Below are 26,625 nucleotides of genomic sequence, written 5' to 3'. Positions count from 1 at the left end.
CGGCGGCGAGGGCGTCACGGTTGAGCGCTTACGATGAAGGTTGCCCAGCGGCACTTCCGCCATTCAAGCCCAATCTTCAGCGCCGGTTAAGTTTTTCTTTAAGCTCTGGCGATGATATGGGACGATCGAATCGAACAAGGATCGAAGGCCAACATGATCGGCGCTTCCGCACTAGGATTGGCATCGTCACCTCAGTTCGGCATGTCCGCGCTACCGTCGCAAATCTCGGATGCCGAGCTTCGCACGTTCGAGAAAATTGAGCCGCAAAAGAAGCCAACGGCCGAGGAGATGAAAGCCAAATGGCTGGCAGATCATCCGGTGATCAGTCCAGCCGAGGCGTTCGCGTCGGGCGCAGAGTTGGGTCCGCCGAGCGGCGGCGGCCTGGCCGACAATCAGACCAAGAACATTCACACCGACATAAAAGTCAACGGCAAGGTTATTGCTAGGGTCTACAACAGCGGTAGCGTCGACATCGCTGACGAATACAGGTTCCTTGCTGATAAAGTCGATTTCGCCGGGGATAAAATGGTCGGCCCAGATCTTGCCGAAGATCGTGCAGGCCGGATCAAAGCAGTGTTGCAGTCTTTCGGCGCAGTGATAAATGACGAGCAGGATCCCGTCGGTATGCTCAACGCGCAGATCACGAAGACACCGATACTCGAACTCCTGAAAGCGAATACCGCGCTCACTCAAGAAGCTTGGCTTAAGGAAAAAGGCAAAGAGGGCCCACTCGATCCAGGGTCTTTCTTCTCGCGGATGGCCTAACCTACAGAGTGCCGGGGCTCACAACACGGTGTGAGTGCGCGCACATCGGTTAGAAGCGATGCACAGTCTGATTAGTTCGGGCAATTGACTTTTATACTGGCGGTCTCAGCCGACAGTTCCCGGAGGGCGGCCTCTGCTTCTTTTTGGATATCATCCAAGCTGCATCCGAATGTGACTGGCAACGACACTGCTTTCTCAGGTGTATCGTCCCATGCAAGAGTGACGAGCGAACGCTTTCGCGAGAGATCATGAGTCACTGCTGCAATCGTTACAGTCTTAGGCATCTAAACTCCGTTATGGGAAGCGCGTTGAGATCTCCTATTGTGAGCGAACAGTTCTGATTAGGCAACGCTCCTTATTCGAGAGTGCGGAAGCTTCCGCTGGCGCTCGTATACCCCCGTGCTCACGGCGGCTGCCGGGCAGCCGAGGACCGGCTCCTGTCACTTGTCTTGGCTTTGTTTTGTCTGCGGAGTGAGAATTGAAAATGCGCCCTTTGCGGATACAAGCCCAGTAATAAAAAGCCCAATTGAAGCGAGAACGCAGATGACGCCCGCTACCTTCGAGCGGTTTGCCCACTTCAGGCCTACCAAGGAGTCAGCGTTATCGCGCACAAAGGGTTCGTCATAGCGGTTGTCGCGTCGAGTTGACTGGTGGGAGATTCCAAGATTTGCAAAATATGATGCAGCGGCCGCTAGCACGCTCGCGGTAATGCCAGCACCAAAATAAAGAAGAGGCGATGAAATCCTAATGAGTTGCTCGGAGTTTAGGGCGCCCTGTGAAACTAACGTTCCGATAAATGCAAGCATTGCGACGCTACTTCCGCCGTTTTCGCAGGCGTCGGGTGAACTCGGCGCGAGCAGCCAGCAGACAACATTCGACGCCATGGGCATCTTCATGAGCATGATGACCGATCCATTCACGGCGGGGCGTGGCAATGACGCGACCGGTGTCACGGCTTATGCGGATGAGGCGTTGAGCTATGCCGGCAAGCGCAAGCCGACCGATGCGTTTGCCGCGATCACCAAGGCGCTGCCGGTGGCGTCTGTCTTCCAGGAGCGCTGGAATGTGTGGGCTGCCGGCTTCGGCGGCTCGCGCGGCACGGATGGCAACACTGTCACTGGATCGAACAACGCCACTTCGAGCCTCTATGGCACAGCGGTCGGCGCGGATTACTGGTTCTCGCCGAGCACCATGGCAGGCTTCTTGCTCGCCGGTGGCGGCACGAATTTCTCAGTGAATGGCGGCGGCTCTGGCCGTTCGGATCTGTTCCAGGCTGGCGCCTTCGTGCGGCACACGGTGGGCTCTGCTTATGTCACAGCCGCTGCCGCCTATGGCTGGCAGGGCATCACGACCGATCGCACCGTTGCCGCGACGGGCTTTGAGCGGCTGCGTGCGAATTTCAATGCGCACGCCTATTCCGGGCGCGTCGAGGCAGGCAGTCGCTTCACCACGCCGTGGCTATGGGGTGTCGGGCTCACGCCTTACGGCGCCGTGCAGGTGACCGCATTGGATCTGCCTTCCTATGCGGAGACGGGCACCAGCGGCGCGACGACGTTTGCGCTCGCTTATGCAGGCAAGAGCGTCACCTCTATGCGGACCGAGCTCGGCCTGCGCAGCGATAAGTCGTTCGTACTCACCGATGCGATCCTGACGCTGCGCGGTCGTGCCGCCTGGGCGCATGACTACAATCCCGATCGCAATGTCGCCGCAACCTTCCAGGCGTTGCCAGGCGCGAGCTTCGTAGTCAACGGCGCTGCGCAGGCGCGTAATGCAGCGTTGGCGACGGCATCCGCGGAGATGGAGTGGATGAATGGCTGGTCCATCGCTGGCACGTTCGAAGGAGAGTTCTCGGACGTGACCCAGAGTTACGCTGGCAAAGGCGCATTGCGGTATTCCTGGTGAAGAGACTGCGAAGCGAAAACTTATGAGGCTGGATGCTCTACAAGCCAAGCGCTGACCGGCAATCATGTGCGGTTAGTTGCGCCAGATCCTATTGGTGCAGCGCCCGTGGCTGAGGTTTGAGCCCGCCGCGAGATGAGTGTCCCTAACTACGTCATGGCTCGACATTAGCCTAAAAGCCGACCGCCAGTTTGGGCTCTTCTAACAGGGGAAGCCGCTGCGCCGGCGCGCCGCTCAAAGGCGGAGGATCATCCTCCTCATCGAGCTCTCTCAACGCACTGAGGATGTGTCCCACCCAGATCGCAGATGGAGAGCCGGGAAGTTGCCTCAGCCACGGGCTGTCCTCGACGGCGAATGCGTCCGACGCCCAAGCCGCCAGCACGCAGCGCTTTTCGAGGCTTGAGAGGACCGGGTCGGCCAGCACCTCTGACGGATCGCTGTAGGTCGCTGCCAGAAGTGAATTTGCATGAATGTCGAAGAGCGTCTGATTCGAGTTCATGGTCGCCTCCTTTACTCCTTTCCGTATTAAGACGGCGATGAGCGATGTAGAGCGGTCGGCCGGCCGGTCAAGAACTTGGTCCTGCCAGAAAACCAAAAAATTTTCGACGACCCCTTGAAACCTTCCGACGGTTTTTTCTATTTTTTCAGCCTGTGGCGAATTGGTGACAGCCTCGAGAAACACTCAGAAATATTATGGATTCGCGAACAAAACTTACAGGGGATTCGAATGAATAAGTATGTGTTGGCCACGGTCGCTTTGACCATGAGTGCAGCATCGGCATCCGCCGCCGATTTGGCGGCCCGCCCGTACACCAAGGCTCCGGCGGCTCCCGTCGCAGTTGGTTACAACTGGTCCGGTTTCTATGCCGGCGTCATGGGCGGCTATAGCTGGTCGGACCGTATCCGCGTTGACGGCTTCACCGCTGCCTCGAGCGACATTAATGGCGGCTTTGGCGGCGGCACTATTGGCTACAATTGGCAGACGCCCGGCAGCAACTTCGTTTGGGGCCTTGAGGTCGACGCGGCAGGCGGTGACGTCAAGTATCGTGAGACGGGGTTGTTCGGCATTGTCCCGGTCACCGCGGAAGATAAGATCCGGGCTTTCGGCAGCGTCACGGGGCGCCTTGGTGTGACCTCGGGAGCGGCACTATTCTACGTAAAGGGCGGCTACGCCTGGGCTGATAACCGCCTTTCATTCACCACTCCGGGCGCGACGCTGTTCTCGGAGAGCAAGGTTCACTCAGGTTGGACCGTGGGTGGCGGCGTCGAGTACATGTTCGCCCCGAACTGGTCGCTCAAGGGCGAGTACATGTACGCCGACTATAGCAGCGAGCGTTACGGCACAGTGCTCACCGGTTTCACGGACCTTGGAGTCACGACCCATACTGTGAAGGGCGGCATCAACTACCACTTCAACTGGGGCGGCAGCAGCTTCTAAGACCATTTCTGAAGACCAGGGCCCGGCGAAAGCCGGGTCCTTTCTTGTGCTAAAGCTACGGTGTTGCCAATATTGGTCATGACGTCGGAGTCGGCCAGACTGTGACGTCCGTAGAAATGCTACGAACAGTGATTGTGTGGGGGGCGTTACTTTTATGTAGCCTTTCTGCGATCTCTATAGCGATGTTGAGATCGGCATAAGTGCCACCAGTGCGCTGGTTATTCACGAGCACCTCGTAATCGCCTGGTTCACAAGCATGCTTTCCCGCCTCCATTGCTAGCGCGAAAAATAAGAATATATTCCATAATGAATGTTATGCGAATTGCACTCAAGCCTCCGCGATACCGGTCTCGCTGTATTGCTTTGCCGCTTTTTGTTCACGCGGAATGCTGACGCAGGTCGCCCCAGCGGCAGCAGTCGCGCGAAAGCACAAGTGCTGGCACTTACCTGATGGTTGATCATAAGGGACCAAGAAGTATTTTCAGGGTGCGGCCGGATGCTGAATTACTTGTCATTCCGATCCGCACTCTCAGGATCGGCGTTTTTAGAATGGTCTCCGCCATCTTGCTTGCTCAGGTCCCCAAGCCAAAGGACGGGCCCCCTTAGCTTGCCGGCACGAGTGCCGGTCCGTGTGTCTAAATACCTGCCGAGCGCCCCGAGCGCATTCAGCAAAGTGCAAAAGTTTGTACACACCGCAGGAAAATTCGGTAGCCATCGGCCCCACAGCGTCGAATGAAAAAAGCGGCGCATTGATCGATCCCGGCGTTATGCAAACAATACACCATCGGCGCCGGATTATTCCCCATGCCTGAGAATTCAAGCGACCGAAGTGCCGATAGCGGTGAAGCAGTTGCACTATCCGTTCTCATCACTCCGACTGGCGCGTAACGAGAATTGACAGGGTCGTCGAAGCGACTGTCATCCCGCCAGCAATCAGGTCGACTTTGAGGCCGTACTCTCCGTCCCGTTGCGCAAGCTTGCCACCGGCGTAGGCGAGGTAGTTCGCCTTCCGCTTCTCGAGAGATTTTGTTTCGAGGTTCATCAGCGTTGTTCCATCCCGATCGACGATGCGCATCCTGAAAAAGCTACCGGCCTCGACGTTGATCGCCCAAACCCAAGCGATGAGCGGTTGGGAACTTTTCGGTGCTGGAGGTGACCCTTCCCGAACGAGACTTGCGATCTCAGGCGGACTAGGAGCGAGTCCGGCCAGTAGGATCCCCGAAGCAGATCGGGAAAGCGCATTCCGGGCAGCAGGCTCGAACAGGCTTCCCTCCGTGTCACCGCAAGCTTGTCGACCTTGTCCGAGGGGCCGGCCCGTCAGCGGTTCGATCGGCCTACCGTACCGTCGAACCGACAAGTGAACGTGCGGAAATTCGGCTAAACCCGATGAACCGATCAATCCCAAGCTGTCGCCCTTTTTCACGTGCGCTCCAGGCCGGACGACAATGCTGCCTTTCTTGAGATGGCAATATTGCGAGACCAAACCCTCGGCGTGCTCCACAACTACGCCGTTCCCGCATTCCTGTCCCGCTGTAGCCCCGTAATGCGCTTTGTCGTAGATGCGGTCCACCATGCCGTCCCTGACCCGCGCGACAGTCCCGTCGGCGGTTGCGATCACAGGCATTGAGCGAGCGATATCCTTGAGCGACCGGACCCGAATGTCCCAACCATCGTGCCCTTGGTACGTGGCGTTGCCACAAAGCGGATCGAACGCCTGGTCGCTCGGATCGACGTCCGGCATCTGCTGCACGAAGCAGGTCTCGCCAAGCACACAGTCGACAGGCAGCCCAAGATTGAATGATGATGTGTCTTCTGCACGTGAGGCTATACTAACCGCACCAACGAGCGAGCTCACGAGCATCGCAAGGCCGCATCGACCACGGGCGGCGCGGAGCGACTTCGCCGTTGGCATTTTCATCGCCAGACTGGGTAACAGGCGCTACTCCTCCCGGAATGATTTCATCATCTGATCCGTGAACGGCTTGATTAGGTAGGAAAGCGCCGTCCTGTCGCCGGTGGTGAGAAAAACCTCGACGGGCATGCCGGGAACGATCGGCTTGCCTGCTACCTGTCTTTGGCTGCCCGCAATGGCGATGGTGCTGAGATAGTAGGTCTGGCCGCTGGCTTGATCCAGTGTCGCCGCCGCTCCGATCGTTTCGACGGTGCCTGCCACTTCCGGCGTGGTCCGCTGGTTAAAGGAGGAGAACCTTAGTCTCGCTGGCTGACCGGCCGTGGCCTGGTCGATATCGGTAGGCGACAGCTTGGCTTCGACGACAAGGTCTGCCGTATCCGGAACGATCGACATCAATGTCTCCTTCGGCGCGATCACGCCGTTTACCGAGTTGACGGCGAGTTCGTTGACGATGCCAGCGATTGGCGAGCGGACCACCATGCGCGAAAGGCGGTCCAGCGACGCGACGATGCGTTCCTGCAGCTCGGCGAGCTTGCCATCGACGTCGCGCATATCGCGCTGGCCGTCCGTCCGCGCCTGCTGATCGAGCTCGATGATCTTAATCTTAGATTCGCTGATCTGCCCTTTCACGCGGGCAATGTTGGCATCGATTTCGCCCCTGAGCCCGTCGATTTTGACGGCGTCGCGCTCCATGGTGCGGATCTTTCCAATCTCAATGAACCCCTTATTGTAGAGCGGCGTCAGGCGTTCCAGATCTTCCTTCACCATCTTGCGCTCGTTTGCGTTGGCGTCCTGCTGGGCGAGGAGGCCGTTGATCTGTTCTTCGAACTGTGTGATCTGCAGCGACAGTTGATCGCGCCTGGCCTCGCGTACGGCGCGGTTCTCGTCGAAGAGCCGTCTCTCGCCTCGGGCAATCTCCGCCGTGGCGGGAGCGCTTTCGAAGTCGGACTGAAAGACGATAGCCGCGGCGCCGTCGCGCTCGGCAGCATGCCGTGCCCTCCGGCCCTGGAGTTCCGCCAACTGGCCCTTGAGCACGCCGAGTTCGGCCTTGGTCTGGGTTTCGTCGAGACGGATGAGAATGTCTCCGGCCTTCACCGCGTCTCCATTCGTGATCAGAATCTCGCCGACGATTCCACCGTCCCTATGCTGAATCAGCTTAACTTGTTTCCTTACCGCCACCTTGCCCTGCGCGATCACCGCGCCGGTGAGTTGCGCATGCACCGCCCATCCGCCGCATCCTCCGAACAGGAGGATGGCCAGCACGATGATCGCCACCACTCGCGAGCGAATGCCGACGGATTTCTCGGTTGCGGATTGCCTCGCCGACGTCGCTTTCATGTTCTTCTCCATGCGCTTTCCGGCCACTGGCCTTGATCCTCATGCGTGCTGGTTGTGTTGCGCGTTCGTCGCGAGCACGAAGTTTGCTTCGGTTAGGTCGATGTTGCCGTCGAGCACGATCTCGAACTCGTGCTCCTGCGTGCCGTCGAGGTTGCCCGTGACGACGGTGATCTGTTGGTCGTCGGAGACAATCTCGTGGTGATACGTCACCGCGCCGACCTCTTCAAAATTGGCCTCGCCAGCACCTGCGAAGAACAGTTTCTTGCCCGCGAAATCGTCCGGCTGTCCTACCCTGGATAGGTCGAGCTTGTCGCCCACGCTAAAATCCACGATTTGGTCGCGGGGGCCTCCGTCGTTCTTCAGCGATCCAAGGTCGCGGAATACGAAGGTGTCGTCGCCACCGCCGCCTTCCATGATATTCACGTGAGCGTCGGCCACCAGGCGGTCGCGACCATGGCCGCCCCGGACGTTCTCGATCTCGAATATCTGCGCGGTCTGTCCGTTGCATATGACGACGACGCCGTCGGGCAGATCGACGTCTTCGTCGAACACGATGTTCGACAGATCCAACGTGTCATTTCCCGAGCCGCCAATGACGATGTCGTGGCCGCCATCGGAAGTCACGATCACCACGTCGTCGCCGGTTCCTGCGTCGATCGTGTCATCACCAGCACCGCCGGCTATAATGTCGTCGCCTGCTCCTCCGTCAATATGGTCGTCACCCTCCGAGCCTTGGATGGCGTCGTCACCGTCGTCGCCTGAAAGCGCGTCGTTGCCGCTGCCGCCGTCGATGTGGTCATCACCTTCGCCGCCCTGGATGCAATCGTTACCAGCCCCACCTACGACGGTGTCGTCGCCCGCTCCGCCGGCGATCGTGTCGTTGCCCTCCCCACCGAGGAGCCTGTCGTTGCCCGCCCCACCGTCGATATTGTCGTTACCTTCCTCGCCGTCGATCGTATCGTTGCCGGCGTCGCCCCGAAGGGTATCATCGCCCGCCCCGCCGAAGATGACGTCGTTGCCGGCGCCGCCGGATGCGAAGTCGTCGCCCTCATCGGCAAGGATCACGTCGTTGCCAGACTCGCCGTAAAGGACGTCATTGCCGGCGCCTCCGAACAAAATATCGTTTCCGGCACCACCAAAAATGACATCATTGCCGGGGCCCCCGATCAGTACATCGTCACCGTCGCCGCCGACAATGCGATCGTTGCCTTCACCTCCGTAGATCGTGTCGGCATCCTCGCGCCCGTAGACGATGTCGTCTCCCGCGCCGGCATCGATCGTGTCGGCATGCGGCGTGCCAATTAGAAAATCATTGCCGTCGGTCCCCTGGATGTCCTCGGCGGGAGCGAGGTGAAGATCGGCATGCGCCCTCTGAACTATAGAGGCCGTGCCGTCGGAGATGCGATATTCGAACTGCACCGGCCCCGACTCGTCGTGCTCTGGAGTGTACAACCAGCGATCGGGTGCAACGACCTGCAGCGAGCCATGGTCTACAGTGAGAGCCTGCACCGACAATGCATCGCCCTCAGGATCGCTGGCGCCGATCAATAGTTGGCTCATCGAGATGACGATGGCCTCATTGACGAGTCCGCGACCAAGATCGACGGAGCCAGAGAGAACGGGAGCGTGATTGTTGCGCTTCGGCGGATCGATGGGCTTGCCCTCCGGCGCGGGCTTAGGATCATCATGCGGCGGCTCTCTGTGAACGGTCGGATCATGGCGATCGCTTCCACCCCCACCCCCACCCCCACCCCCACCTCCGCCACCGCTCCCGCTGGCAGGCTTGGGTTCGGCCGCGCCAGACTGGTCACGGGGCGCTGCGGGAACATTCTGATTTGCTGGTATCAGCGATAGTCGCGGCCCCTCGGTCCTGGCGAAGGCAAGGCCATCGAGATCGACGGCGGTTAGATTCGTATCGTTTATCGACCCCGACGTGAAACCGAAGGCACGCACGAGCTCGGAAGAACCGGGGCTCCGTTGTGGCGGGGTCGCTACCGAACCTGTCGTCTCCGGCTCGGAAACGGCAGAATCCGGTACTGGAGGTGTCGGTTTGGCTTGCGAGACTGCGTCTTCGTCCGCGCCGCCGATCACCTGCTTCAACAGCAGCCCCCAGGTGGCCGCCAACATCGCAGGGACAATGGAGCTGACGCGGTTGCGCTCTCCGATCAACGCGAACCGCCGCGCCGGCGCGTCGATGGCACTTCGGTCCGGAATTCCTAATGAAAGTCGCTCGTCCATGGTCATCTCCCGCCCGTTCAGTTCAGGTCACGCCGTCGCTGCCGTCGGGAATGGGATGGGCCGGGCCGGTTCACCGACAACTTTGTCCTTCGGACCGAACGCCACCAACTTTCCGTTTTGCACGACGCCGACGTAATCGACGGTGGCCAGAGCTTTAGGTCGATGTGCGATCAGCACGACCACGCCGCCTCGGGCCTTAACGCCTTCGATTGCCTCTCCGAGGGCGGCCTCTCCCGGAGCGTCGAGGTTGGAATTTGGCTCGTCGAGCACAACAAGGAACGGCTCGCCGTATAGCGCCCGCGCCAATCCGATGCGCTGCCGCTGACCGGCTGATAGCGCGGTGCCGGACGGACCTAGCTCGGTTTGGTAGCCCTCCGGCATCCGGGTGACCAACTCGTGGATTCCGGCGGCCTTCGCCGCGGCGATGATCTTCCGAGCGTCGGGCTCCTGCTCGAACCTCGAGATGTTCTCAGCAATGCTGCCGTCGAGCAGAGAAACCTCCTGCGGCAGATAACCGATGTGCTCACCGAGCACGTCGGGACGCCACTGGTCGAGGTCGGCGTCGTCTAACCGCACCTTTCCCCTCAGGAGAGGCCACACTCCGACGAGACCTTTGGCAAGAGATGTCTTGCCGCCGCCGCTGGGACCGATCAGGCCCAGCGCCTCGCCCGCCTTCAGTTCGAAAGCGACCTCGCCGACCAAGACGGATCCACTGCCGGGAGCCACAACCGTGATGTTCTCAACCTTGAGGCTGGCGCAGGGCGCGGGAAGCGGCAGGATATGAGAACTGTCTTCAGTCGCAGCGAGCGTCTGCTTGAGGCGGCGAAAGCTGCGTCGTGCGGCCGAGATGACCTTCCAGTTGCCGATCGCGGAATCGATCGGCGCGAGCGCGCGGGATGACGCCACCGAGCAGGCTATGATGGCTCCCGCCGATAACTCGCCTTTAATGGTGAGAAAAGCGCCGAGCCCGAGCAACGCGGACTGCAGCATCATGCGCAGCACCTTCGACATGCCCCCGAGGCTGCCGGTGATGTCGCTGGTTTTTGTTTGGAGAGCGAGATGCTTGGAATTGGCCTTCTCGAAGCGGGCAACGGCGCGACCACCGAAACCCATAGCGCGCAAGATGTCGGCGTTGCGGGCGTGCGAGTCCGCCAAGGTCGAGCGCAGCACCGCCGCCTGATGGGTTTCGCCGCCGGCGCGGCGCGTCATGAGTTCCGTGGCCACGGTGAGCGAGATCAGTACCAGCGCGCCGCCCAGCGTGACCAATCCGAGCACAGGGTGAAGGAGATAAACGAAGCCGAGGAATAGCGGCATCCAAGGCAGGTCGAAGAAGGCTACGGGGGCTTGGCTGCCGAGAAAGCCGCGGACGACATCGACGTCGCGACCCCGCTCGAGCGCCTCGGAGGTGGAATAGCCGTAACGCGCCATCTCGATGACAACGTGGTGTGCCAAGGGCGCGAGTTTGGCGTCGAGGCCGGCGCCGATGCGCACGAGTATCTGCGACCGCAAAATGTCGAACATGCCCTGGAAAAGGTAGAGTCCGATGGCCAACGCGGAGATCGCGACCAACGTCGGAATGCTATGGCTGGTGAGGGCCCGATCATAGATCTGCAGCATGTAGAAAGAGCCGGTGAGCGCCAAGATGTTGATCATCCCGGATGTACCCAGCAAAAAGATGCCCATGGTGCGGAAGCTGCCGATCGAGTTGGCCGCGGCGTCGGCGTTCTTCCGTTTGGTCTTCGTCATTGAATACTCTCCCTGCCCTCACCCTGCCGGGTGCGTTCTGGTCGCTCCGGGAGGCTTACTACCTCCCGGAGATCGGCTTGAGTTCCGGTTAGTGCACGCCGTTGAAATCGGCAGACGTCAGGGTGTGGTTTCCTGTTCCCAGATCGATCTTGAAGTCGGCTGTAGCATCGCCATTGGTGTTGCCGGACACGAAGGTGTGCTCTGCCCCGTCCTTCACTTCTTGGGTGACGATGACCTGGCCGGCGGCGGTGAAGACGTTGCCGGCAAAGAGCACGAAGGACTGGGTGCCGCTCGCTCCCGTATTGGCGTCGATCGCCGACAGGTCGATCTTATCGCCGGGCTGGAAGCCCTTGATTGTGTCGCCGTTGGCGTCGGCGGCCGAGCCGAACACGAAGGTGTCGTTGCCAGCGCCGCCGTCCATCACGTTTGCGGCCGAACTCGCCACGATCGTGTCGTTGCCTGAGCCTCCAATGAAATCCTCGAAGCCGAAGATCTGATCAGTTCCGCCCTGCACGCTCGATACGCTACCATGCTGGCCGATGCCGTTGCCCAGATCGGCAGTGATGTTGGCGGCGATCGCGGCGTAGTCCAGCGTGTCCTCTCCGTCGTCGCCGAAGTAGGTGTCGTTGCCGTCGCCGACTGTCGCGATGATGCGGTCGTTGCCGGCTCCGCCGTAGACGGTGTCGTTGCCGACGCCGCCTTCGAGGGCGTCATCCCCGGCGTCGCCGAAAAGCCGATCGTCGCCAGCATCGCCGGTGATCAGATCGCGTCCGGCACCACCGAACAGATCGTCGTTTCCATCGTTGCCGAACACCACATCGTCTCCGGCGCCGGCTTTGAGCAGGTCGTCGCCTGCGCCGGCCTTGAGCGTGTCGGCGCCTTCGTTGCCGATGATCACGTCGTCGCCGTCGAGGGCGCTGAGGGTGTCGTCTCCCGCCGTTCCGATCATCACATCGGCACCTGACGTTCCGATCTGGCCTTCAGCGACGCCCGGGTTGACAGCCGGCGGGACAGGAGTGTCGGCGCCACCGTGGTCACCGTTTCCCGACGAGCAGTGGTCGCCCCCTTCGCCGGACGTGCCGTTGTGGCCGTCGTCGGATAAGTCGCCCTGGCCGCTTCCGGACGCCCCGGATTGGTCGCCGGCCGGGGGGCTCGTCTGGGTGTCGACCACGTCTTGCGGGCGCAGCGTACCTAGGACGTGGTCGCCGCCGCCGCCGCCGTGGAATACGATGCGGTGGTCCGACATGAGCCCCGAGATGTCGACGGTATCGCTTCCGCCGCCGCCGTTCACCGTGATGGTGTTGTAGTTCAGGCTCGAGCCCGCGAAATTGCCGACCACCTGAACGGTATCCCCGGCGGTGGCGCCGCCGTCCGGGACTCCGTTGCCGTTGTTGGCCGTGACGTCGAGGGTGTTGACGGTGATCTCTTCGACGTTGTCCAGCTCGGCGATGACGACGCCGTTACGCGCGACGACGATCTCCGTGTTCGCATTCAGACCCGTGAAGCCCGCATGCGCGGCGCTGCTCCCCGTCCCCGACCCGGCGCCATCCCAGTCGTCGGTGTTGGAGTAAATAGCAAAAGTCTCCGCGGTGTTGTTTCCGGTGACAACGAAGCGGTCGCCCGCGGCTCCGTTGGTGCCACCGTCCACGACATCGTGACCGTCTGGGAGCTCCGGAATGATTGTGATGTTCCCGAATTTGACCGGGTTGGTCACGCTCCAGTTGATCGTATCGTCGCCGCCGCCGCCAAAGACGAGGTCATTACCTCGGCCGCCATTCAATGTATCGGCGTTCGCGCCCCCGACGAGGATGTCGTTGCCGTTCGATCCTGTGATCGACGTGCCGTTGACCTCAGTTACAGTGACCGTGCCGGAGGACGCAGCCAGACCGTCGGTCACTGTGTAGCTGAACGAACCGCCGTTCGGCCTCGCGGGATTGCCGCTCGTGCCGCTATCCGTGACCGTCACGACGCCGGATGCGTGTGTCGCCGACAGACTGTTGGGGTTACCGACCCCCGTGACGGCGAGCGGATTGGGCCCGTCTGTGTCCGAGTCGTTGGCGAGCAGCGCCCAATCCGGCACCACGATGCCGTTAACGACATTGCCGACGTTGGTGTAGACGTGGTCGGCGCCGATGGCCGGCGCGTCGTTGACCGGCACAACGTGGATCGTCGTGGTCGCCACGTTGCTGTCTATCAGACCGTCGTTCACCGTGACCTTGACGATGCGGTCGGCCGGATCCGGTGCATTGGAGCTGTTCGAGAAGGTGATCGCTGCGAGCTGCGCCTGATAGTGAGCGAGCGTGTCGTCGCCAGTCAGGTTGAGAGTGATCGTTCCGGGAGCCGAACCGACCGTGGCGATCGAGATGTTGTCGCCGCCGATGTTGTGGGTGTTGAAAGAGTCGCCAGCCTTGGCGTTGGTCAGCACGACCTTTGCCGAATGAATGACCGTGCCGTCGTCGGTGATGGTCGGATTCAACGCGATGGTCGCCGCCGAGCCGCCCTCCGTGAACGTGGTCGTGTAATTCGGGAAAAGATCGCTGTCAGGGGACTGCTTGACGATGGCGACGCTCAGATTGTCGATGGCGACGTAGCCATTGTTCAGGCTGGCAGCGTTGGCGCCGCTGGCGGCCTGATTCGAAGTGCTCGTGACCGCGTCGAACTTGACAATCGCATTCGCCCCGAACGTTTCGCCGGCGCCCTTGAGTGTTCCAAGGTCGACCTGCACCGTTCCGAAGCCGCCGTTGTTATTGGCGTTGTTTCCGGAGGTGCTGTTGCCGACGATCGTGCGCATCTCGTGCCAAGATGTCCCGCCATCGAACGAAATCGAGGCCACGACCTTGTCGCCGGCGTCGTAAGAGCTCAACTGATAGGTGAACTGAAGCGTCGCACTGGCGGCTCCCGACAGATCGATCGTGCGCTGGATGCTCGATGTGCCGTTGCCGTTGTCGGAGAGACGGAGCTGGTTGTTTCCCCCGCCAGCTCCTGCGTCGATCTGGATCTTGCCTGTCGTGACGCCGCCGTCGTTCGTTTCGGTCCAGGCCGATGCCCAGTTTTGCGAGCCGTCGTTGTTGCTCCATGAGGGGGAGTTGAAGTTGTCGGCGACGGTCGCTGTTGAGACATTGTAGGCGTGCAGGTCGAGGACGGGCGCAGAATTGAGCAGCGAGACGTCGCGATCGCTAAAGCGCAGTAGTTCCACGCCGACAACGAGGTCGGTGCCGCCGGTTACGACAGGCGTGCCATTAGCATCGACGCCGTTCGGATCTCGAAGGTCGGTGACCTTGTAGGCCGTGACCCTGCCCTCGTGGGCGCTCTCGAAGGAGACAGCCTCGATCCGGTAGTCGGAGTATTGCCCGGTGAAGAGGGCGATGTCCGGTTGCGCTGCCGTCGTCGCATCCGCTCCACCGTCGCCGAGCACGACGTCCTTGAAGAATTCGGTGCGCAGCATTTCGGTGAAGTGCTTGTCGAAGCCCTGCGTGCCCAGGTCCGCATTCGCGAGCAAACCGGCTCCGAGGGTATCTTGGTATCCGACCCGATGCGAGGCGCCCTGGTAGAGGGCATCCTGCAGCCGCAGTGCATCGGTCGAACCGTCGTTGTTGTTGTTGTGGTCGTAGGTCGAGGCAACGCCCGGGGCTGATTCGTAGCGGCCGATCAGCGTGTCCAACCGGATCGAGCCGCCGACGATGACGTCGTCACCGGCATCGCCGGTCAGGATGTCGCTGCCCGAGCCACCCACGATCCAGTTGTCCCCGGCGTCGCCGCCCAGCGTGTCATTGGAGACGCTGCCAACCAGCCCCTCGATCTCGAAGGCCGCCGGGACTGCCTGCGCGGAGTTCACCGCCGCCAACGGGTTGGCCTGCTGGTCGAGATCATAGGCGACGCCGACCGGGCGCGCATGCTGCAGGCTGAAGTCCATGATGTCGAAGCCGATAGTGCCCGGCTTGTTGCCGTCGTCGGTGATGCCGTCGCCGCCGAGAATCTCGTCGGGACCGGTGCTCAGCGCTTGCGCGATGTCGCCAACCTTGAACCAGTCGTCGCCGGCCTGACCGAACGAGATATCGACGTCGGTGCCGTCCAGCAACATGTCGTCGCCGTTGTTGCCGTACAACATATCGGTGCCGGAGCCGCCGTCCATGTAGTCGTTGCCGTCGTTTCCGTCGAAGAACGGGTCGGTGTCTTGCTCGCCGTACATGATGTCGTCGCCGGAGCCACCGAACAGCTTGTCGATGCCAATACCGCCGTTGATGTAGTCGTTACCGGCCCCGCCGATCACCTGGTCCAGGCCATTGATGTCGGTGCCGCTCGACTCGCCGTACAGGAAGTCGTCGCCCGCGCCGCCATCGATCAGGTCGGGGTTGTCGCCGCCATAGATGGTGTCGACGCCGTCCCCACCATAGAGGCGGTCGATGCCGTAGCCGCCGTAGATCTTGTCGTTGCCGGCGTCGCCGTACACGGTATCGTCGCCACCCTGAGCGTAGATCAGGTCAGCTCCCTTCGATCCGACGATGATCTCGTTGGATTCAGCGCCAGAATTCGGCGTGCCGTCGAGGTTGACGCCGCCATTCAGATTATAGGCGCTGTTCGGATCGGTATCGGCAAGGCGGGTGTCCTGAATGTAATGCACACCACCGATCGTGACGACCTTTCCGTCGTTCAAGTTGCCGTGCCCGCCGTTGGAGTAGATGCCCATCGTGCCGTCGTCGACGGCTGCGATGTCGCCGTACTTATGCTCGTTGCCGGTCGTCAGGTATTCCGTCTGACCCGCAGCCAGCACTTCTTTATGGGCGCCGAGGTCGACGTACTGGTCGGCGTAGCCGAAGATGTTGCCGTTCAGGTGGGTCAGCCCGGTGTTGCGCTCCACCATGTCCTTCAGCTGCCCATTGACAATCTCGTCGCCGAAATTGGTGCCGAACAAGCGGTAGAGATAGTAAAAGCGGTCTCCGTCCATCAGCTTCTCGATCTGGTCGACAAAGATGCGATCGAACGTCTCGCCGAGCAGGCCGCCTGGCTGGTGAATCTCAGCGAGACCACCGAGCCAGGTGTCAATTTGGTTGAAGGCGAGCGTGCCTGCGCCGCCGACCGCCTCGTCGCCGTTCATGAATCCGTAGGCTTGGTCGAGCGAAATGCCGTAGGTTCCCGCAGCGACCGAGCCATCGACGATTCCGACGAGCGCCTCGGCCTTGGCCAGATCACCGTCGAAGGCGTAAGCGGCGATGAAGTTGGCCAGCGAACTCGGGTGCTGCATGTTCTGGCCGAAATCGTTCCAGCTGGTGTATTCGGAATAGCCGAGCGTGTGGCGCACGTCGTTGAGGGTCGGGATGCCGAGGTCGCGGCCGCGGGCGATGTTGATGGCGGCAAGATCCAGAGGCTGGTCGAGCAGTCCCTGATTCAGCGCCGGAGTGACGAACTCGTCGACTTCGTTCATTTGCTGGTGAGACATGCCGAGGATGATCGCGGACGGACCTACGTCGGCGAACTTGTCGGGCGCCAGGAATGCGGCCTTGAGCGCGTATCCCATGATTTTTCCGGTCAGACCTCCGGACGGATCAATTGTGTCGATGGTCTCTCGCAGCGTCGAGTGGCCGAAGCGGAAGGCGGCTTGGGAATATTCTAGCGAGATCGCCGAATCCACCTCTGTGGAATATGCGCCGAACTCTTGGATGTTGGGTGAAACGTTGCGGGCATACTGGTCGACAGCCGCGTGCTGGTATTCCATTTCCACCACGAGCTTGGCGGCGTTGAACATCTTGTCTTGGTCCCAGGAAATAGCGCCGGTGCCATCCAGATAATCGCCGGCAGCGTTGGTGCCATTTCCAGTATCGATCTGGAAGCCGTGCAGCGCGGCATGGGTTGGGTCCGCCGAGACGATGTCTTGCCGGTGCAACGCGTCGATGATGTTGTCGATCTGGTAATTGTGCTCTTCGTGGAAGACATGGTGGATCGAGGTCAGTCCGAAGTTCTCGTTCACCCGGCCATCGCCGGCCACGTAGTGGTCGCCCACCGACGCCATCAGGATCTCGCCGACAGCGTCGTGCAGCGCGCCAGCAGGCACGGTGATGCTGAAGTCGGCGAAGTTGACGAAGGGAAATAGCGCGCTGGCGCCATTCAGGCTGTGCGGAGTTCCCGTTGGCGTACCGGGCGGCAGATTTTCCATGATCAGCGTCAGCTTATGCGTGCCCGCGTCGATCCCGAAACTGGATCCTGCGCCGAAGTTCGCCTTCGCGTAGGCGTCGATGCTGGCGATGGCGGCGGCGACCTTGGCGGCTTGTGCGGCAGTGCCGTAGCTCGCCTCGCCCGCATTTTGGGCACCGTTGCCGTCGAGATCGTAGAAGCCGCCCATGTGGCCGGCATCAAAGCGCGGATTCATGTCCAGCAGGAGAGCGGAAGAGCTGGTACCGGCAATTACGTGGCCGCCGGCGTCGCGGTTGCGCAGATCGTTGACGTCCTCCCAGGTCAGGGCATCGCGCCCGGTGGCGTCAACGTGGGCGCGCAATTCGTCGAGCGTAGGCAGTGTGTTGTGGGTTTCGGACCCGTCGGCCTTGGTCCAAGCGGTTTCCAGAGTCTGGCCGTCGAACAGGTTCATGCCGGCGTGGTATTGGCCGCTGGCCGGATCCTTGACCCATTCCCGTAACAGGTTCGTGAGTTGCTCGTGTGAACCGTAGGTCTGGCTCTGGTCGATGAACGGCGAAGTGTGGTTGATATATTCAGCGCCGTTCGCGTCCACGGTGGCAACGGTGGCGCGACTGACCGTTATCTCGTGGACCGGCCGTCCGTCCGGTCCCAGCATACCATAGAGAGGGTCGTCGCTTGCCAGCGCGATCTTGATGGTCTGCCCGGACGCCTTTCCGATGAAGTCGAGCCCATGGTCAAAGAACTGACCGAACAACACGAAGAAACCGTTCGACGGTGACACGCCCGGATTGAGCCCACCGATGAAATGGTCGTCTTGCCCTGCAGATGCCGCGAGCCGCGCTTGGGTATCGACTTGGCCGAGGCCGCCGTCGGCCACAGTGCTGAGCAGCCCCCAGTTTAGTACCTTCGCCTCGCCAGTGGAGGGATCGTAGTAGATTTCGTTAGGCTGATGCGCTGTCGCGCCGGCATCTCCCGTGTGGTTGGCCCAAGTGTCGAACGAGACGCCCGCGGTCGTCGTCGTCAGGCTGATCATCCGGGGCGTGTAGTCGACCACGTTCTGGATCTCGATCGGCGTGCCGTCGCTGGCCGTATGGTCTCCCGGTTGGCCGGGCGTCGTGTCGACCTTGATCGTGTAGTCGCCGTTCAGCGCCGGGTTGAAGCCCCCGGTGGCAGCGCTGTAGGACGAATAGTAGGTCTTGGCCGCGGCGTAAACGCGGTCGGCGACGGCTTGCATCACGGACGAATAGCCGGCGTAGTCGGCGGCTGCCGAGCGGGTGAAAATCTGATCCACCGCACCGAAGCTGGAATTGATCAAGGACAGATTGTTGTTCAGGCCGCTAGGATCGCGCAGTCCGGCGAAGTCGAATTCCGAATAGTAGGACTGGCCCCATTGCGCGATGGCCGCGAGCGAGACGGCGTCGCCGGCGAGGGCGCCACCGGTGCCGATCAGGTTGCCGTGGGCATCATAGATGGATCCGGTTCCGTTCCAAAGGATTACCGCGTTACCGTGCGCGTCAAAGAGCGGCCGGAAATTCACCTGGCTGAGGATGAAGTCGATGTCGGTCTGATCGATGTTGAACGGCTTGAGGTAGTTGGCCATTGGTGCGCTCCTGCCAGCTTCATGGAGACCGAACGGCCGGATCTCCGCATTGCAGAAGCATGTCGAGTGCGTCGAAGATTGTGTAGGGCAGAAGGTCGAGCGAAAAATTTCGCCGATAGTCGGGCCCTACGCATCAGACTAAACGTCCCCCGCTTCGGACTTTGGTCTGATGTCAGATCGACCTTTCGGCGCACGGGCGCGCCTCGGATTTATGGCCCGGGGGCTTGAACGTGTTGAGCCCAAGCGGCAGCCTTTACGATAGACTTCCAAGGAACCGCGCCCGGTCTTCACCATGTTCAGCTAAAACATTGAAAGCGGATCGGATCGGAGCATATGATGCCGCCGATTTAAGCATTTATTCACCGATGACAGATTTTCGCGAACCATCGCATGGAGTCACCAGTGGGGAACGTCGCAACTGCGGCCAACGTGGCTGGACGCATTCCACGCGACGACGTGTCTTCTTCGATCACCGGCGAAGAGGAGTTGATGACCGAGCGCGCTTCGTCCAGCCCGACAAGAAACATCAGAACAGCCCGACGGCAACTGCGCAGTTGGTGGATTCGGAGATCTCTCTTCGAACAATTCGCGATGTTGTCCACGCTGGTTCTGTCCCTTTCGGTTCTCGCGGTCGGCGGATGGGTCGGCACCCGCATCGCCGATGGCGTTTTGCGCGGAACTAGCGGAGCCGCCGCGCTATACGTGTCAAATTTCTTGGAGCCATACGTCCAGTCGATGGATGACGGAGGGGTCCCCAGCGCAGAAGACGCTCGCAGCCTCGACGCCGTTGGCGAACTGCTGAAATCGAGGCGCCATGTCGCTTCCATCAAGATATGGCGTCCGGACGGCACCATCGTTTATAGCACCCAAAAAGGACTGATCGGACGTCGTTTCCCGACAACTGACATCGCTCCTTCGCTGCGCGGGGAGATTCACGCAGGAATGGCCGATCTGACGGACGATGACAGTGAGTTCGAGCGCGCTCTATCGATGCCTCTCTACGAGATATTCATCCCGCTCTACAAGAACGAGACAGAGAAGATCATTGCGGTCGCCGAAATCTACGAAGACGCCCGCTCGCTTCTCCGCGACCAGGCAAGCGCCGAGCGCAGTGCGTGGTTAGTAGTGGGATTTGTCGGGCTCGGCACTCTGTTGACGCTATTCGTAGTCGTACACCAAGGAAGCGTGACCATCAAAATGCAGCGATCGGCCATCAAGCAACGCTTCCGGGACAAAATGCTGCTGCATCGCCATAACGACACTCTCAAATTGGAAACCGAAAATGCCCTTCGCACAGCCGCCCGTATCGACGATCTCGTGCATACTCGGCTTGGAGCAGAGCTCCACGATGGGCCCGCACAACTGATGTCTTTCGTTCTACTGCGCCTGGAGGCTCTTGAAGGCGACATGAACGACCGACCGGCAAGTTCGCGGGCGCTACTGGCAGAACTCAGGAGCGCGCTGCAGGACGCGCTCAAAGAGCTTCGCGCTATCGCCGCGGACCTTCTTCTTCCAGAAATCGGGGAGGTCGGAGATCCATCACAAGCGCTACGCAAGATCATACAGGGGCATGAAAGCCGCACAGGATGCATCGTGGATTTCGAGGCGGTAAACGTACCTGAGACGCTGCCGCGCGATATAGTTCGCTGCGTCGTCAGAGTCGTTCAAGAGTCGCTAAACAATTCATACAAGCACTCAGGAAGCAATCGACAGGCTGTGAGGCTTGCGTATGCAAACGAGATGCTCCGTCTCTCGGTGCGAGATGGTGGATGCGGCTTTTCCAATGCCGCTCCCGCGACCTCGCAATCAGGTCTAGGAATGCCGGGGATGGTCTCGCGAGTAAGAGCTCTCGGAGGTGAATTCTCAGTCATCACCAGCCCGGAAAAGGGTACCGAGATTCTGTGTGTGCTCTCCCCTTACGGTTCCACGGTTGCAGTGCGGGACGCCGCGAGCATCGATCCATCTATTCAAAAGTATTGAAACTGTTTCTTTTTGATGTCTACTCTCCGATCATTCTGGAGTGCCGCTTTTCCCATTTGTTTTCTTAGTATGGTGTACGCTATGGAAATGTTGAGTGAGCAAGCCACGATTGCCATCGTCGACGACCATCCGATTTACCGTCAAGGACTGGTTGCCGTTTTTCGAGCGGAGGCCCGCTTCAAGATTGTGGCCGAAGGCGCATCGTCGGCAGACGTGCTCGACATCGTGAAGGCGCATCGGCCTCACGTGATGATCCTCGATCTCGGAATTCCCGGCGATAGCCTCGACACGCTTAGGCAGTTGTGCCTCGAATTCCCCAGCACGCATTGCGTGATACTAACCGCTTGCGACGACCCGCAGACAGGCATCGCCGCCTTGAATGCTGGTGCACACGGTTACATATTGAAGGGGGTAAGCGCGAGCGAGCTGAAAGCCGCAATCTGGGCCGTCTTCAAGAACGAGTCCTCGTTCGTCTCACCGGAGTTTGCCGCGCGCCTGCTCTCCGCTGTTCAACGGAAGGATGTGGTAGCGATTAATGTGGGCCTTAGTCACCGCGAACTCCAGATCATCGCGGAGGTCGAAAACGGCTCCACCAATCGAATGGTCGCTGAAAAACTTAGAATCAGCGAGAAGACGGTTAAGCACTACATGAGCAGTATCATGAATAAGTGCGGCGCCACCAACCGCGTTTCTGCGGTCATGGCATATCAAAAGATGCGCCAATCTGGCCAACACGCCTGAACACGGGCCGAACCGCGCGGTACTCACCGGCCAAGGCGCGAACGAGATAATGACTTACACACCATTCCTGATGGATGGGAGTGCCTTTGATATCACCTCGACGCGGCCGCGCCGTGCGATGTTTGTAGTAGTCACGTGGCGCCTCAATCGTCGTGTCCAGGGCGCCATCCGCATCTACGCCAGCAGTAGACGCTCAGGCGGCAACCTTGACCGATGCGACAATTCTCACTTTGCGCGATGCAACTACGCTGCGCCTACCCAGCACGTCTCGGCTAACATCACAGAGTGCAGCGCGGCGCGACCGAAACCGGTTCGCCAACCGAAACTTACTGCGTTCGCCAAGCAGACGCTCGCGAGCGAGATGGAAAAGCTCCCCATTCTGCACGCTCAGTTTAAAGACATCCAACGGCGTTCCGAAGATGAAGCGCAACCTCATTCGGCTGCTGCATCCTGCGTTCGAAGTACCCGGGCCCTCCGGATCCCGGAGATCGCGATCATGAACAACAGAATTGCGGTGCCTAGCAGTAGCAGGCCTCCCACGGCCTGATAAACAAGCACACCTATCACTCCGCCAGCCAGGAAGGAGAGAACACTCATCCCGTGCAGTCGAAGCTTGGTCCAGTAAGGCGCAGCGCTTTCGTCTGGCTCCCGCCCAAGCAGGATGTCGATGAGCATTCCCAATTCGATTCCGATGTCGGTAGCCATTCCGGAAACGTGGGTGGTACGAACACGTGCGCCCGATATCCGCGTGACTATCGCGTTCTGAAGCCCCATCAGAAAACTCAATCCAAGAATCAGCGTCGGCCCCCGGTGCAAGGGCTGAAGTCCGAGATCGGCGCAGCCCAGCAACACGAGCAAAGCGGCCTCGGCGAGGATACTGTAGGCGTAGATACCGTGAATCTGGCGCCTTCTGCCGAAGTTGACCAAGACCGTCGACACTACAGAGCCAGCGATGAAGGCAACTACGATCGCCAAAAAGAAGCTGCCCGTGAGCAAATTCCCTGTCGCTAGATGGTCGGAAAGCAGGGACACATTTCCTGTCATGTTCGCGGAAAAGAAACCGACCGCTTCGAACGCCGCGGTATTCAACGCACCGGCAACGGCGGCCAATGTGCACGCAAGACGTTGGTCGACGTCATTTCCCCGCTCTTCGCCTTGCTGTACGAGCATGAATATTCCCTAGGACCTCTTAGCTCTGGCTGGCTGGAGGGCTGCTCCAGATGTCGGCGGAAGTCTCGCGGGGCTACGGGTGTGACCGATCATGCGCGCGCACCGTAGGAGATGTCACCGCTGCGTTGCCGTCCTCGCCTCAGCCACCATCTCTCGCCGTTATTGCTCATAGCGTCTCGCAACGAAGCCCGCTTGATCAGATGTTTCTCCGGAATGCATGCGATCACAGCATTCCGGTCTTCAATTCCCTGCTCGTCGACAATCCACCGATGGAGGCTGTCGCCGGCGAGCCGCGCTGCGATCCAATCCGGCACCGGATCCATATCGTTGTCCACCAGCACGTTCATCACGATCCGCCCGCCAGGTGCCAAGCGCGCCCGGATTGCGCCGCATGTCTCGGAGTCAAACTCTCGATTGAAATGAAACCCTGGTCCCCCAACATCGATCGCGATACCGTCGTAGCAGGCCCGATCGTCGAAGACGAAATTGCGGAAGTCGGATACTACGCACGGCAAGCCATCCGGCAGTCCGAAAAATTGCTGTGCAATAAAGAAACTGACGGGATTGTTGTCGACGATGGTCATTTCTTTGCCGAGACGGGCGAGCTTCGTCGCGAGATTACCGCCGCCACAGCCGAGAACCAGTATGTTGGCGGACCGACGCAACAGTTCGTCCATGAGCTTGACATATGTAAAGATGCTCTCGCCGTCGGGTGTCGCTTGGCTTTGGAGGATCCCCTCTTCGAAATACGCACGCGTGCCGCTCGCCGAATACTCGGAGACTACAATCTCTCCGCCTCGCCCCATATAACGTCCCAACAGCCGCACAAGATCACCACACATAAATATGCATGCGTTAGAAAGCATGTATTAAACATGTCTTATCACGTAGGATGCTGCAGGCAAATCTTTAGGCGGCAGGCCGAAACCCGATAGGTGCAAGATATGATGTTCTGAACATCAAAAGTGATGGTTGAAACAGGGTTTGGGATGGTGTATCTGCCGTTTCATCGACACTCCATCCGTATCCGGACCGTTACTAATGATTACAGCCAACCAACTCAGAGCTGCCCGGGCGCTGCTAGACATCGACCAGCGCCAGACGGCCGAATTGACAGAGTTATCGGTGCCCACGATCCAGCGGATGGAAGCGAGCGACGGAGTGATTCGTGGCAACGTAGATTCCCTGATGAAGCTGATTTCCGCTTTAGAGAAAGCTGGCATCGAACTCCTGAATCCGGGTAGCCCAAGCTCGGCCACGGGTCGCGGTGTTCGACTCAAGGAGAGCGTTGCGAAACCGAAGATGAAAGGCACCAAGAAACCAAAGCCGACGTCGCTGCGAAGCCTTGAGCGCGCGCGATAGGCGGCGGTGCTGTAATACTGGATTGCCTTTCGCTTTAGCAGCGACGCCCTCGAACCTAGGACTGTTATGAGCTTCATAAATCGTGTTGCCGCTGCCGTCGCATATGCGGTGTTGACCGTAATATCTCCGGCACTGGCGGCGTCCGTTTCGGTTGGCCCTACCGGCGACGCGTTCTATACGCCACCTTCACCATTGCCCCTGGGCGCGCGCGGTTCGGTGATCTGGAGTCGACCTCTGGAAGGGACGATGGCGTTGCCCAGCGCTGCTACAAACAGTCTGGTTCTGTATCGCTCCACCGGCGCCGCCGGCGGGATCGTTGCCGTTTCCGGCACGTTATCAGTCCCGAAAGGCAATCCTCCCCTCGGTGGCTGGCCGGTGATCGTCTGGACTCACGGCACCACCGGCCTGGCGCCGGCTTGCGCGCCATCGCGCGACAACGATACTGGGCCGGAGCATGCATACATCGCGGTGATCCGCACGCTGCTCGATAGCTTCGTCCGCAGTGGTTACGCGATTGTCGCCACCGATTATGAAGGGCTCGGCGTAGCTGGCAACCATCCGTTCCTGCAGGGTGTTCCGACCGGCCGCAATGCCCTCGATATGTTACGCGCTGGGCGCGCTATCGAGCCGAAACTCGGTAAGAACTACATGGTCGTCGGGCATTCGCAGGGTGGTCAGGTCGATCTGTTCGCTGCAGCGCTGGGCCCCACCTACGTTCCCGAATTCAACCTGCTGGGCAACGTTGCCTTCGCGCCGGGCTCGCAGATCATGGACCGGATCAAGCTGGTGATGACCTCAGGCAAAACCGAGCTGTCATTACCGTATGTGCTTTACACATTGAAGTCATTTGCTAGGAGCAATCCTAACATTGACCTCAAGAAAATCCTGACGGCAACGGCGCTGTCTCATCTGCCTGACTTGATGCGGGGCTGCATGACACACGCGCTGACAACTGGTTACTGGTCAACAGCAATTTCCAAGGATCAGTTCGTGGCTAAGCCCGACCTACGCGCATTCGCAGCTATGGCGCAGAAGAACGAGCCGGGCCTGCTGCGCATTAAGGCGCCGACGATGGTCGTGCAGGGCAAGGACGACATTACCGTGATGCCCGGTGCCACCGACCACGCGGCGCGAGAACTCTGCGCCCGCGGTAGCCTCCTTGACTACATGCCTGTCGCAGAGGCCGACCACGACGGTTCAATGGTCAAAGGCGGCGCCGACGGGCTGGCCTTCATCAATGCTCGCTTCCGCGGTGTCACCGGCGGCACCAATTGCAAGGCCCTGCCGAAGGCGGAGAAGTAACCTCAGACGCAAGTTCTATGAACGGACGGATTGTGCATAGCGTCTGTCGCGAAGCCCGAAGGTCGTGGCGCAAAGGTGCAGGCCAGCGCCCGGCAGTCGCCTAAGGGCAAATGAGCTTTCGAACCACGCGAGGGCAGCCAGAGCGCAACGCTCGTCGTTTTTCCACTTATGCCTAATCGTCCGATGGGACCTTACGGCGCGTTGAATCCGCATGCCATCTGGGTGATCGTCATTCTCATCATGGCCATTAGCGCGGCAGGCCACATAGCCGTACGCCTCCTTGGCACCAGATTTGGATTTCCTGCTGCTGGCCTCGCTTCGGGTTTCATTTCCAGTACGGCGACAATTGCCGCAATGGGTGTGCGCGCTGCAAAGGCGGAAAACTTGATCGCCCCCGCGGTTGCCGGCGCAGTCTTGTCCACGATTGCGACGGTGATCCAGATGGCCCTTGTTCTGGCCACCACAAGCATGACGACCCTTGTGTCTCTGGCCGCCCCCCTGATCTGCGCCGGCGTCGCTGCCATCGCTTACGGAACGATTGTCACAATACTGGCTCTGCGCGAAGAAACAGAAGCCTCTCCGCAGGGCGGCCGCGCGTTCAGTCTTCGGACGGCATTCGTCTTTGCGCTTACCCTGTCGGTCATACTCGTCGCATCCGCGGCACTGCAGGACCGGTTCGGCGAGCGCGGTATTGTCTTTGCCGCAGCCATTGCAGGTTTCGCCGACACCCACTCTGCCGCGATATCGGTGGCTTCTCTTGTGGCATCAGGAAAGCTTGCCGCATCCGACGCGATCCTGCCCATTCTGGCAGGCCTTTCCACCAACACGATTAGCAAACTCGTCCTTGCAGCATCAAGTGGTGGTCTATCATTTGCCGCTCGAGTGATCCCCGGATTGATTCTCGTTGCCCTTGCCGCATGGGCCGGCGCGCTCTACGGCTTGCTCGCCGGCTGAGCAGGTCGGGTACCGGTTGCCGACGCCGTGACCTTCATACGAGCGACGCAT

General features: G+C 60.1%; 17 protein-coding genes. 8 read left to right on the top strand and 9 right to left on the bottom strand.

From position 1 onward, the window contains the following. Positions 1-153 precede the first annotated feature (153 nt). Positions 154-765: a hypothetical protein gene (locus AB8A38_RS30250; protein WP_439088739.1), complete on the top strand. Its 612-nt coding sequence runs from the start codon at positions 154-156 to the stop codon at positions 763-765. A 440-nt stretch (positions 766-1,205) separates the two neighbouring features. Here AB8A38_RS30250 and AB8A38_RS30245 read toward each other — a convergent pair whose 3' ends face one another. Continuing rightward, positions 1,206-1,667, bottom strand: coding sequence for a hypothetical protein (locus tag AB8A38_RS30245; protein ID WP_439088738.1), 462 nt, complete (start codon positions 1,665-1,667; stop codon positions 1,206-1,208). Between AB8A38_RS30245 and AB8A38_RS30240 the strand changes: the two genes are divergently transcribed. After that, the gene (locus AB8A38_RS30240) at positions 1,660-2,667 is read left to right on the top strand and encodes an autotransporter outer membrane beta-barrel domain-containing protein (RefSeq protein WP_439088737.1); all 1,008 of its coding nucleotides are present in this window, start codon (positions 1,660-1,662) and stop codon (positions 2,665-2,667) included. The two genes, AB8A38_RS30245 and AB8A38_RS30240, sit on opposite strands and share 8 nt — an antisense overlap. Before the next feature lie 169 nt (positions 2,668-2,836). Here the strand turns inward: AB8A38_RS30240 and AB8A38_RS30235 are convergent, their stop codons facing one another. Next, the gene (locus AB8A38_RS30235; RefSeq protein ID WP_439088736.1) at positions 2,837-3,346 is read right to left on the bottom strand and encodes a hypothetical protein; all 510 of its coding nucleotides are present in this window, start codon (positions 3,344-3,346) and stop codon (positions 2,837-2,839) included. A gap of 45 nt (positions 3,347-3,391) precedes the next feature. On the opposite strand from AB8A38_RS30235, the gene AB8A38_RS30230 reads away from it, so the two are divergent. After that, a complete protein-coding gene (locus AB8A38_RS30230) occupies positions 3,392-4,102 on the top strand; it encodes an outer membrane protein (protein ID WP_439088735.1) in 711 nt (236 codons plus the stop codon). A gap of 868 nt (positions 4,103-4,970) precedes the next feature. Here AB8A38_RS30230 and AB8A38_RS30225 read toward each other — a convergent pair. The 5 genes from AB8A38_RS30225 to AB8A38_RS30205 form a co-directional block, all read right to left on the bottom strand. Next, on the bottom strand, positions 4,971-6,014 hold the full coding sequence (locus tag AB8A38_RS30225) for a M23 family metallopeptidase (RefSeq protein ID WP_439088734.1): 1,044 nt from the start codon (positions 6,012-6,014) through the stop codon (positions 4,971-4,973). 27 nt (positions 6,015-6,041) lie between these two features. Next, the gene (locus AB8A38_RS30220) at positions 6,042-7,364 is read right to left on the bottom strand and encodes an HlyD family type I secretion periplasmic adaptor subunit (RefSeq protein WP_439088733.1); all 1,323 of its coding nucleotides are present in this window, start codon (positions 7,362-7,364) and stop codon (positions 6,042-6,044) included. A gap of 27 nt (positions 7,365-7,391) precedes the next feature. After that, entirely contained in the window at positions 7,392-9,590 is a 2,199-nt protein-coding gene (locus AB8A38_RS30215; protein ID WP_439088732.1) for a cadherin-like domain-containing protein, read from the bottom strand. 27 nt (positions 9,591-9,617) lie between these two features. After that, positions 9,618-11,336: a type I secretion system permease/ATPase gene (locus AB8A38_RS30210; protein WP_439088731.1), complete on the bottom strand. Its 1,719-nt coding sequence runs from the start codon at positions 11,334-11,336 to the stop codon at positions 9,618-9,620. Between the two features lie 88 nt (positions 11,337-11,424). Next, on the bottom strand, positions 11,425-19,065 hold the full coding sequence (locus tag AB8A38_RS30205) for a peroxidase family protein (RefSeq protein ID WP_439088730.1): 7,641 nt from the start codon (positions 19,063-19,065) through the stop codon (positions 11,425-11,427). 402 nt (positions 19,066-19,467) lie between these two features. Here AB8A38_RS30205 and AB8A38_RS30200 point away from each other — a divergent pair, with 402 nt between their 5' ends. Further along, positions 19,468-21,045, top strand: coding sequence for a sensor histidine kinase (locus AB8A38_RS30200; RefSeq protein ID WP_439088729.1), 1,578 nt, complete (start codon positions 19,468-19,470; stop codon positions 21,043-21,045). Between the two features lie 81 nt (positions 21,046-21,126). After that, complete coding sequence (locus AB8A38_RS30195) at positions 21,127-21,786, top strand: response regulator transcription factor (RefSeq protein ID WP_439088728.1); 660 nt, start codon at positions 21,127-21,129, stop codon at positions 21,784-21,786. Between the two features lie 432 nt (positions 21,787-22,218). Here the strand turns inward: AB8A38_RS30195 and AB8A38_RS30190 are convergent, their stop codons facing one another. Together AB8A38_RS30190 and AB8A38_RS30185 are read right to left on the bottom strand one after the other, a co-directional pair. Further along, positions 22,219-22,956, bottom strand: a complete 738-nt coding sequence (locus tag AB8A38_RS30190; protein ID WP_439088727.1) for a YoaK family protein — start codon at positions 22,954-22,956, stop codon at positions 22,219-22,221. 89 nt (positions 22,957-23,045) lie between these two features. Next, complete coding sequence (locus AB8A38_RS30185; RefSeq protein WP_439088726.1) at positions 23,046-23,633, bottom strand: class I SAM-dependent methyltransferase; 588 nt, start codon at positions 23,631-23,633, stop codon at positions 23,046-23,048. Positions 23,634-23,997: 364 nt separating this feature from the next. Here AB8A38_RS30185 and AB8A38_RS30180 point away from each other — a divergent pair, with 364 nt between their 5' ends. The 3 genes from AB8A38_RS30180 (at position 23,998) to AB8A38_RS30170 (ending at position 26,574) form a co-directional block, all read left to right on the top strand. Beyond that, positions 23,998-24,318: a helix-turn-helix domain-containing protein gene (locus AB8A38_RS30180; RefSeq protein WP_439088725.1), complete on the top strand. Its 321-nt coding sequence runs from the start codon at positions 23,998-24,000 to the stop codon at positions 24,316-24,318. A gap of 246 nt (positions 24,319-24,564) precedes the next feature. After that, positions 24,565-25,620: an alpha/beta fold hydrolase gene (locus AB8A38_RS30175; protein ID WP_439088724.1), complete on the top strand. Its 1,056-nt coding sequence runs from the start codon at positions 24,565-24,567 to the stop codon at positions 25,618-25,620. A 183-nt stretch (positions 25,621-25,803) separates the two neighbouring features. Beyond that, positions 25,804-26,574 (top strand): MgtC/SapB family protein, encoded by a 771-nt coding sequence (locus AB8A38_RS30170; RefSeq protein WP_439088723.1) that lies wholly within the window; start codon positions 25,804-25,806, stop codon positions 26,572-26,574. Positions 26,575-26,625 lie beyond the last annotated feature (51 nt).

The organism is Tardiphaga sp. 839_C3_N1_4 (assembly GCF_051811045.1).
Lineage (GTDB): Bacteria > Pseudomonadota > Alphaproteobacteria > Rhizobiales > Xanthobacteraceae > Tardiphaga.
The sequence above is the reverse complement of the archived record's forward strand: the minus strand, read 5'-3'. Positions and strand labels throughout refer to the sequence as shown.

Excerpts from the sequence above, each read along its gene's own strand:
- AB8A38_RS30250 (WP_439088739.1), top strand. The coding sequence starts at position 154 with ATGATCGGCGCTTCCGCACTAGGATTGGCATCGTCACCTCAGTTCGGC.
- AB8A38_RS30240 (WP_439088737.1), top strand. The coding sequence starts at position 1,660 with ATGAGCATGATGACCGATCCATTCACGGCGGGGCGTGGCAATGACGCG.
- AB8A38_RS30245 (WP_439088738.1), bottom strand. The coding sequence starts at position 1,667 with ATGCTCATGAAGATGCCCATGGCGTCGAATGTTGTCTGCTGGCTGCTC.
- AB8A38_RS30230 (WP_439088735.1), top strand. The coding sequence starts at position 3,392 with ATGAATAAGTATGTGTTGGCCACGGTCGCTTTGACCATGAGTGCAGCA.
- AB8A38_RS30225 (WP_439088734.1), bottom strand. The coding sequence starts at position 6,014 with ATGCCAACGGCGAAGTCGCTCCGCGCCGCCCGTGGTCGATGCGGCCTT.
- AB8A38_RS30220 (WP_439088733.1), bottom strand. The coding sequence starts at position 7,364 with ATGGAGAAGAACATGAAAGCGACGTCGGCGAGGCAATCCGCAACCGAG.
- AB8A38_RS30215 (WP_439088732.1), bottom strand. The coding sequence starts at position 9,590 with ATGGACGAGCGACTTTCATTAGGAATTCCGGACCGAAGTGCCATCGAC.
- AB8A38_RS30210 (WP_439088731.1), bottom strand. The coding sequence starts at position 11,336 with ATGACGAAGACCAAACGGAAGAACGCCGACGCCGCGGCCAACTCGATC.
- AB8A38_RS30205 (WP_439088730.1), bottom strand. The coding sequence starts at position 19,065 with ATGGCCAACTACCTCAAGCCGTTCAACATCGATCAGACCGACATCGAC.
- AB8A38_RS30195 (WP_439088728.1), top strand. The coding sequence starts at position 21,127 with ATGGAAATGTTGAGTGAGCAAGCCACGATTGCCATCGTCGACGACCAT.
- AB8A38_RS30190 (WP_439088727.1), bottom strand. The coding sequence starts at position 22,956 with ATGCTCGTACAGCAAGGCGAAGAGCGGGGAAATGACGTCGACCAACGT.
- AB8A38_RS30185 (WP_439088726.1), bottom strand. The coding sequence starts at position 23,633 with ATGGACGAACTGTTGCGTCGGTCCGCCAACATACTGGTTCTCGGCTGT.
- AB8A38_RS30180 (WP_439088725.1), top strand. The coding sequence starts at position 23,998 with ATGATTACAGCCAACCAACTCAGAGCTGCCCGGGCGCTGCTAGACATC.
- AB8A38_RS30175 (WP_439088724.1), top strand. The coding sequence starts at position 24,565 with ATGGCGTTGCCCAGCGCTGCTACAAACAGTCTGGTTCTGTATCGCTCC.
- AB8A38_RS30170 (WP_439088723.1), top strand. The coding sequence starts at position 25,804 with ATGGGACCTTACGGCGCGTTGAATCCGCATGCCATCTGGGTGATCGTC.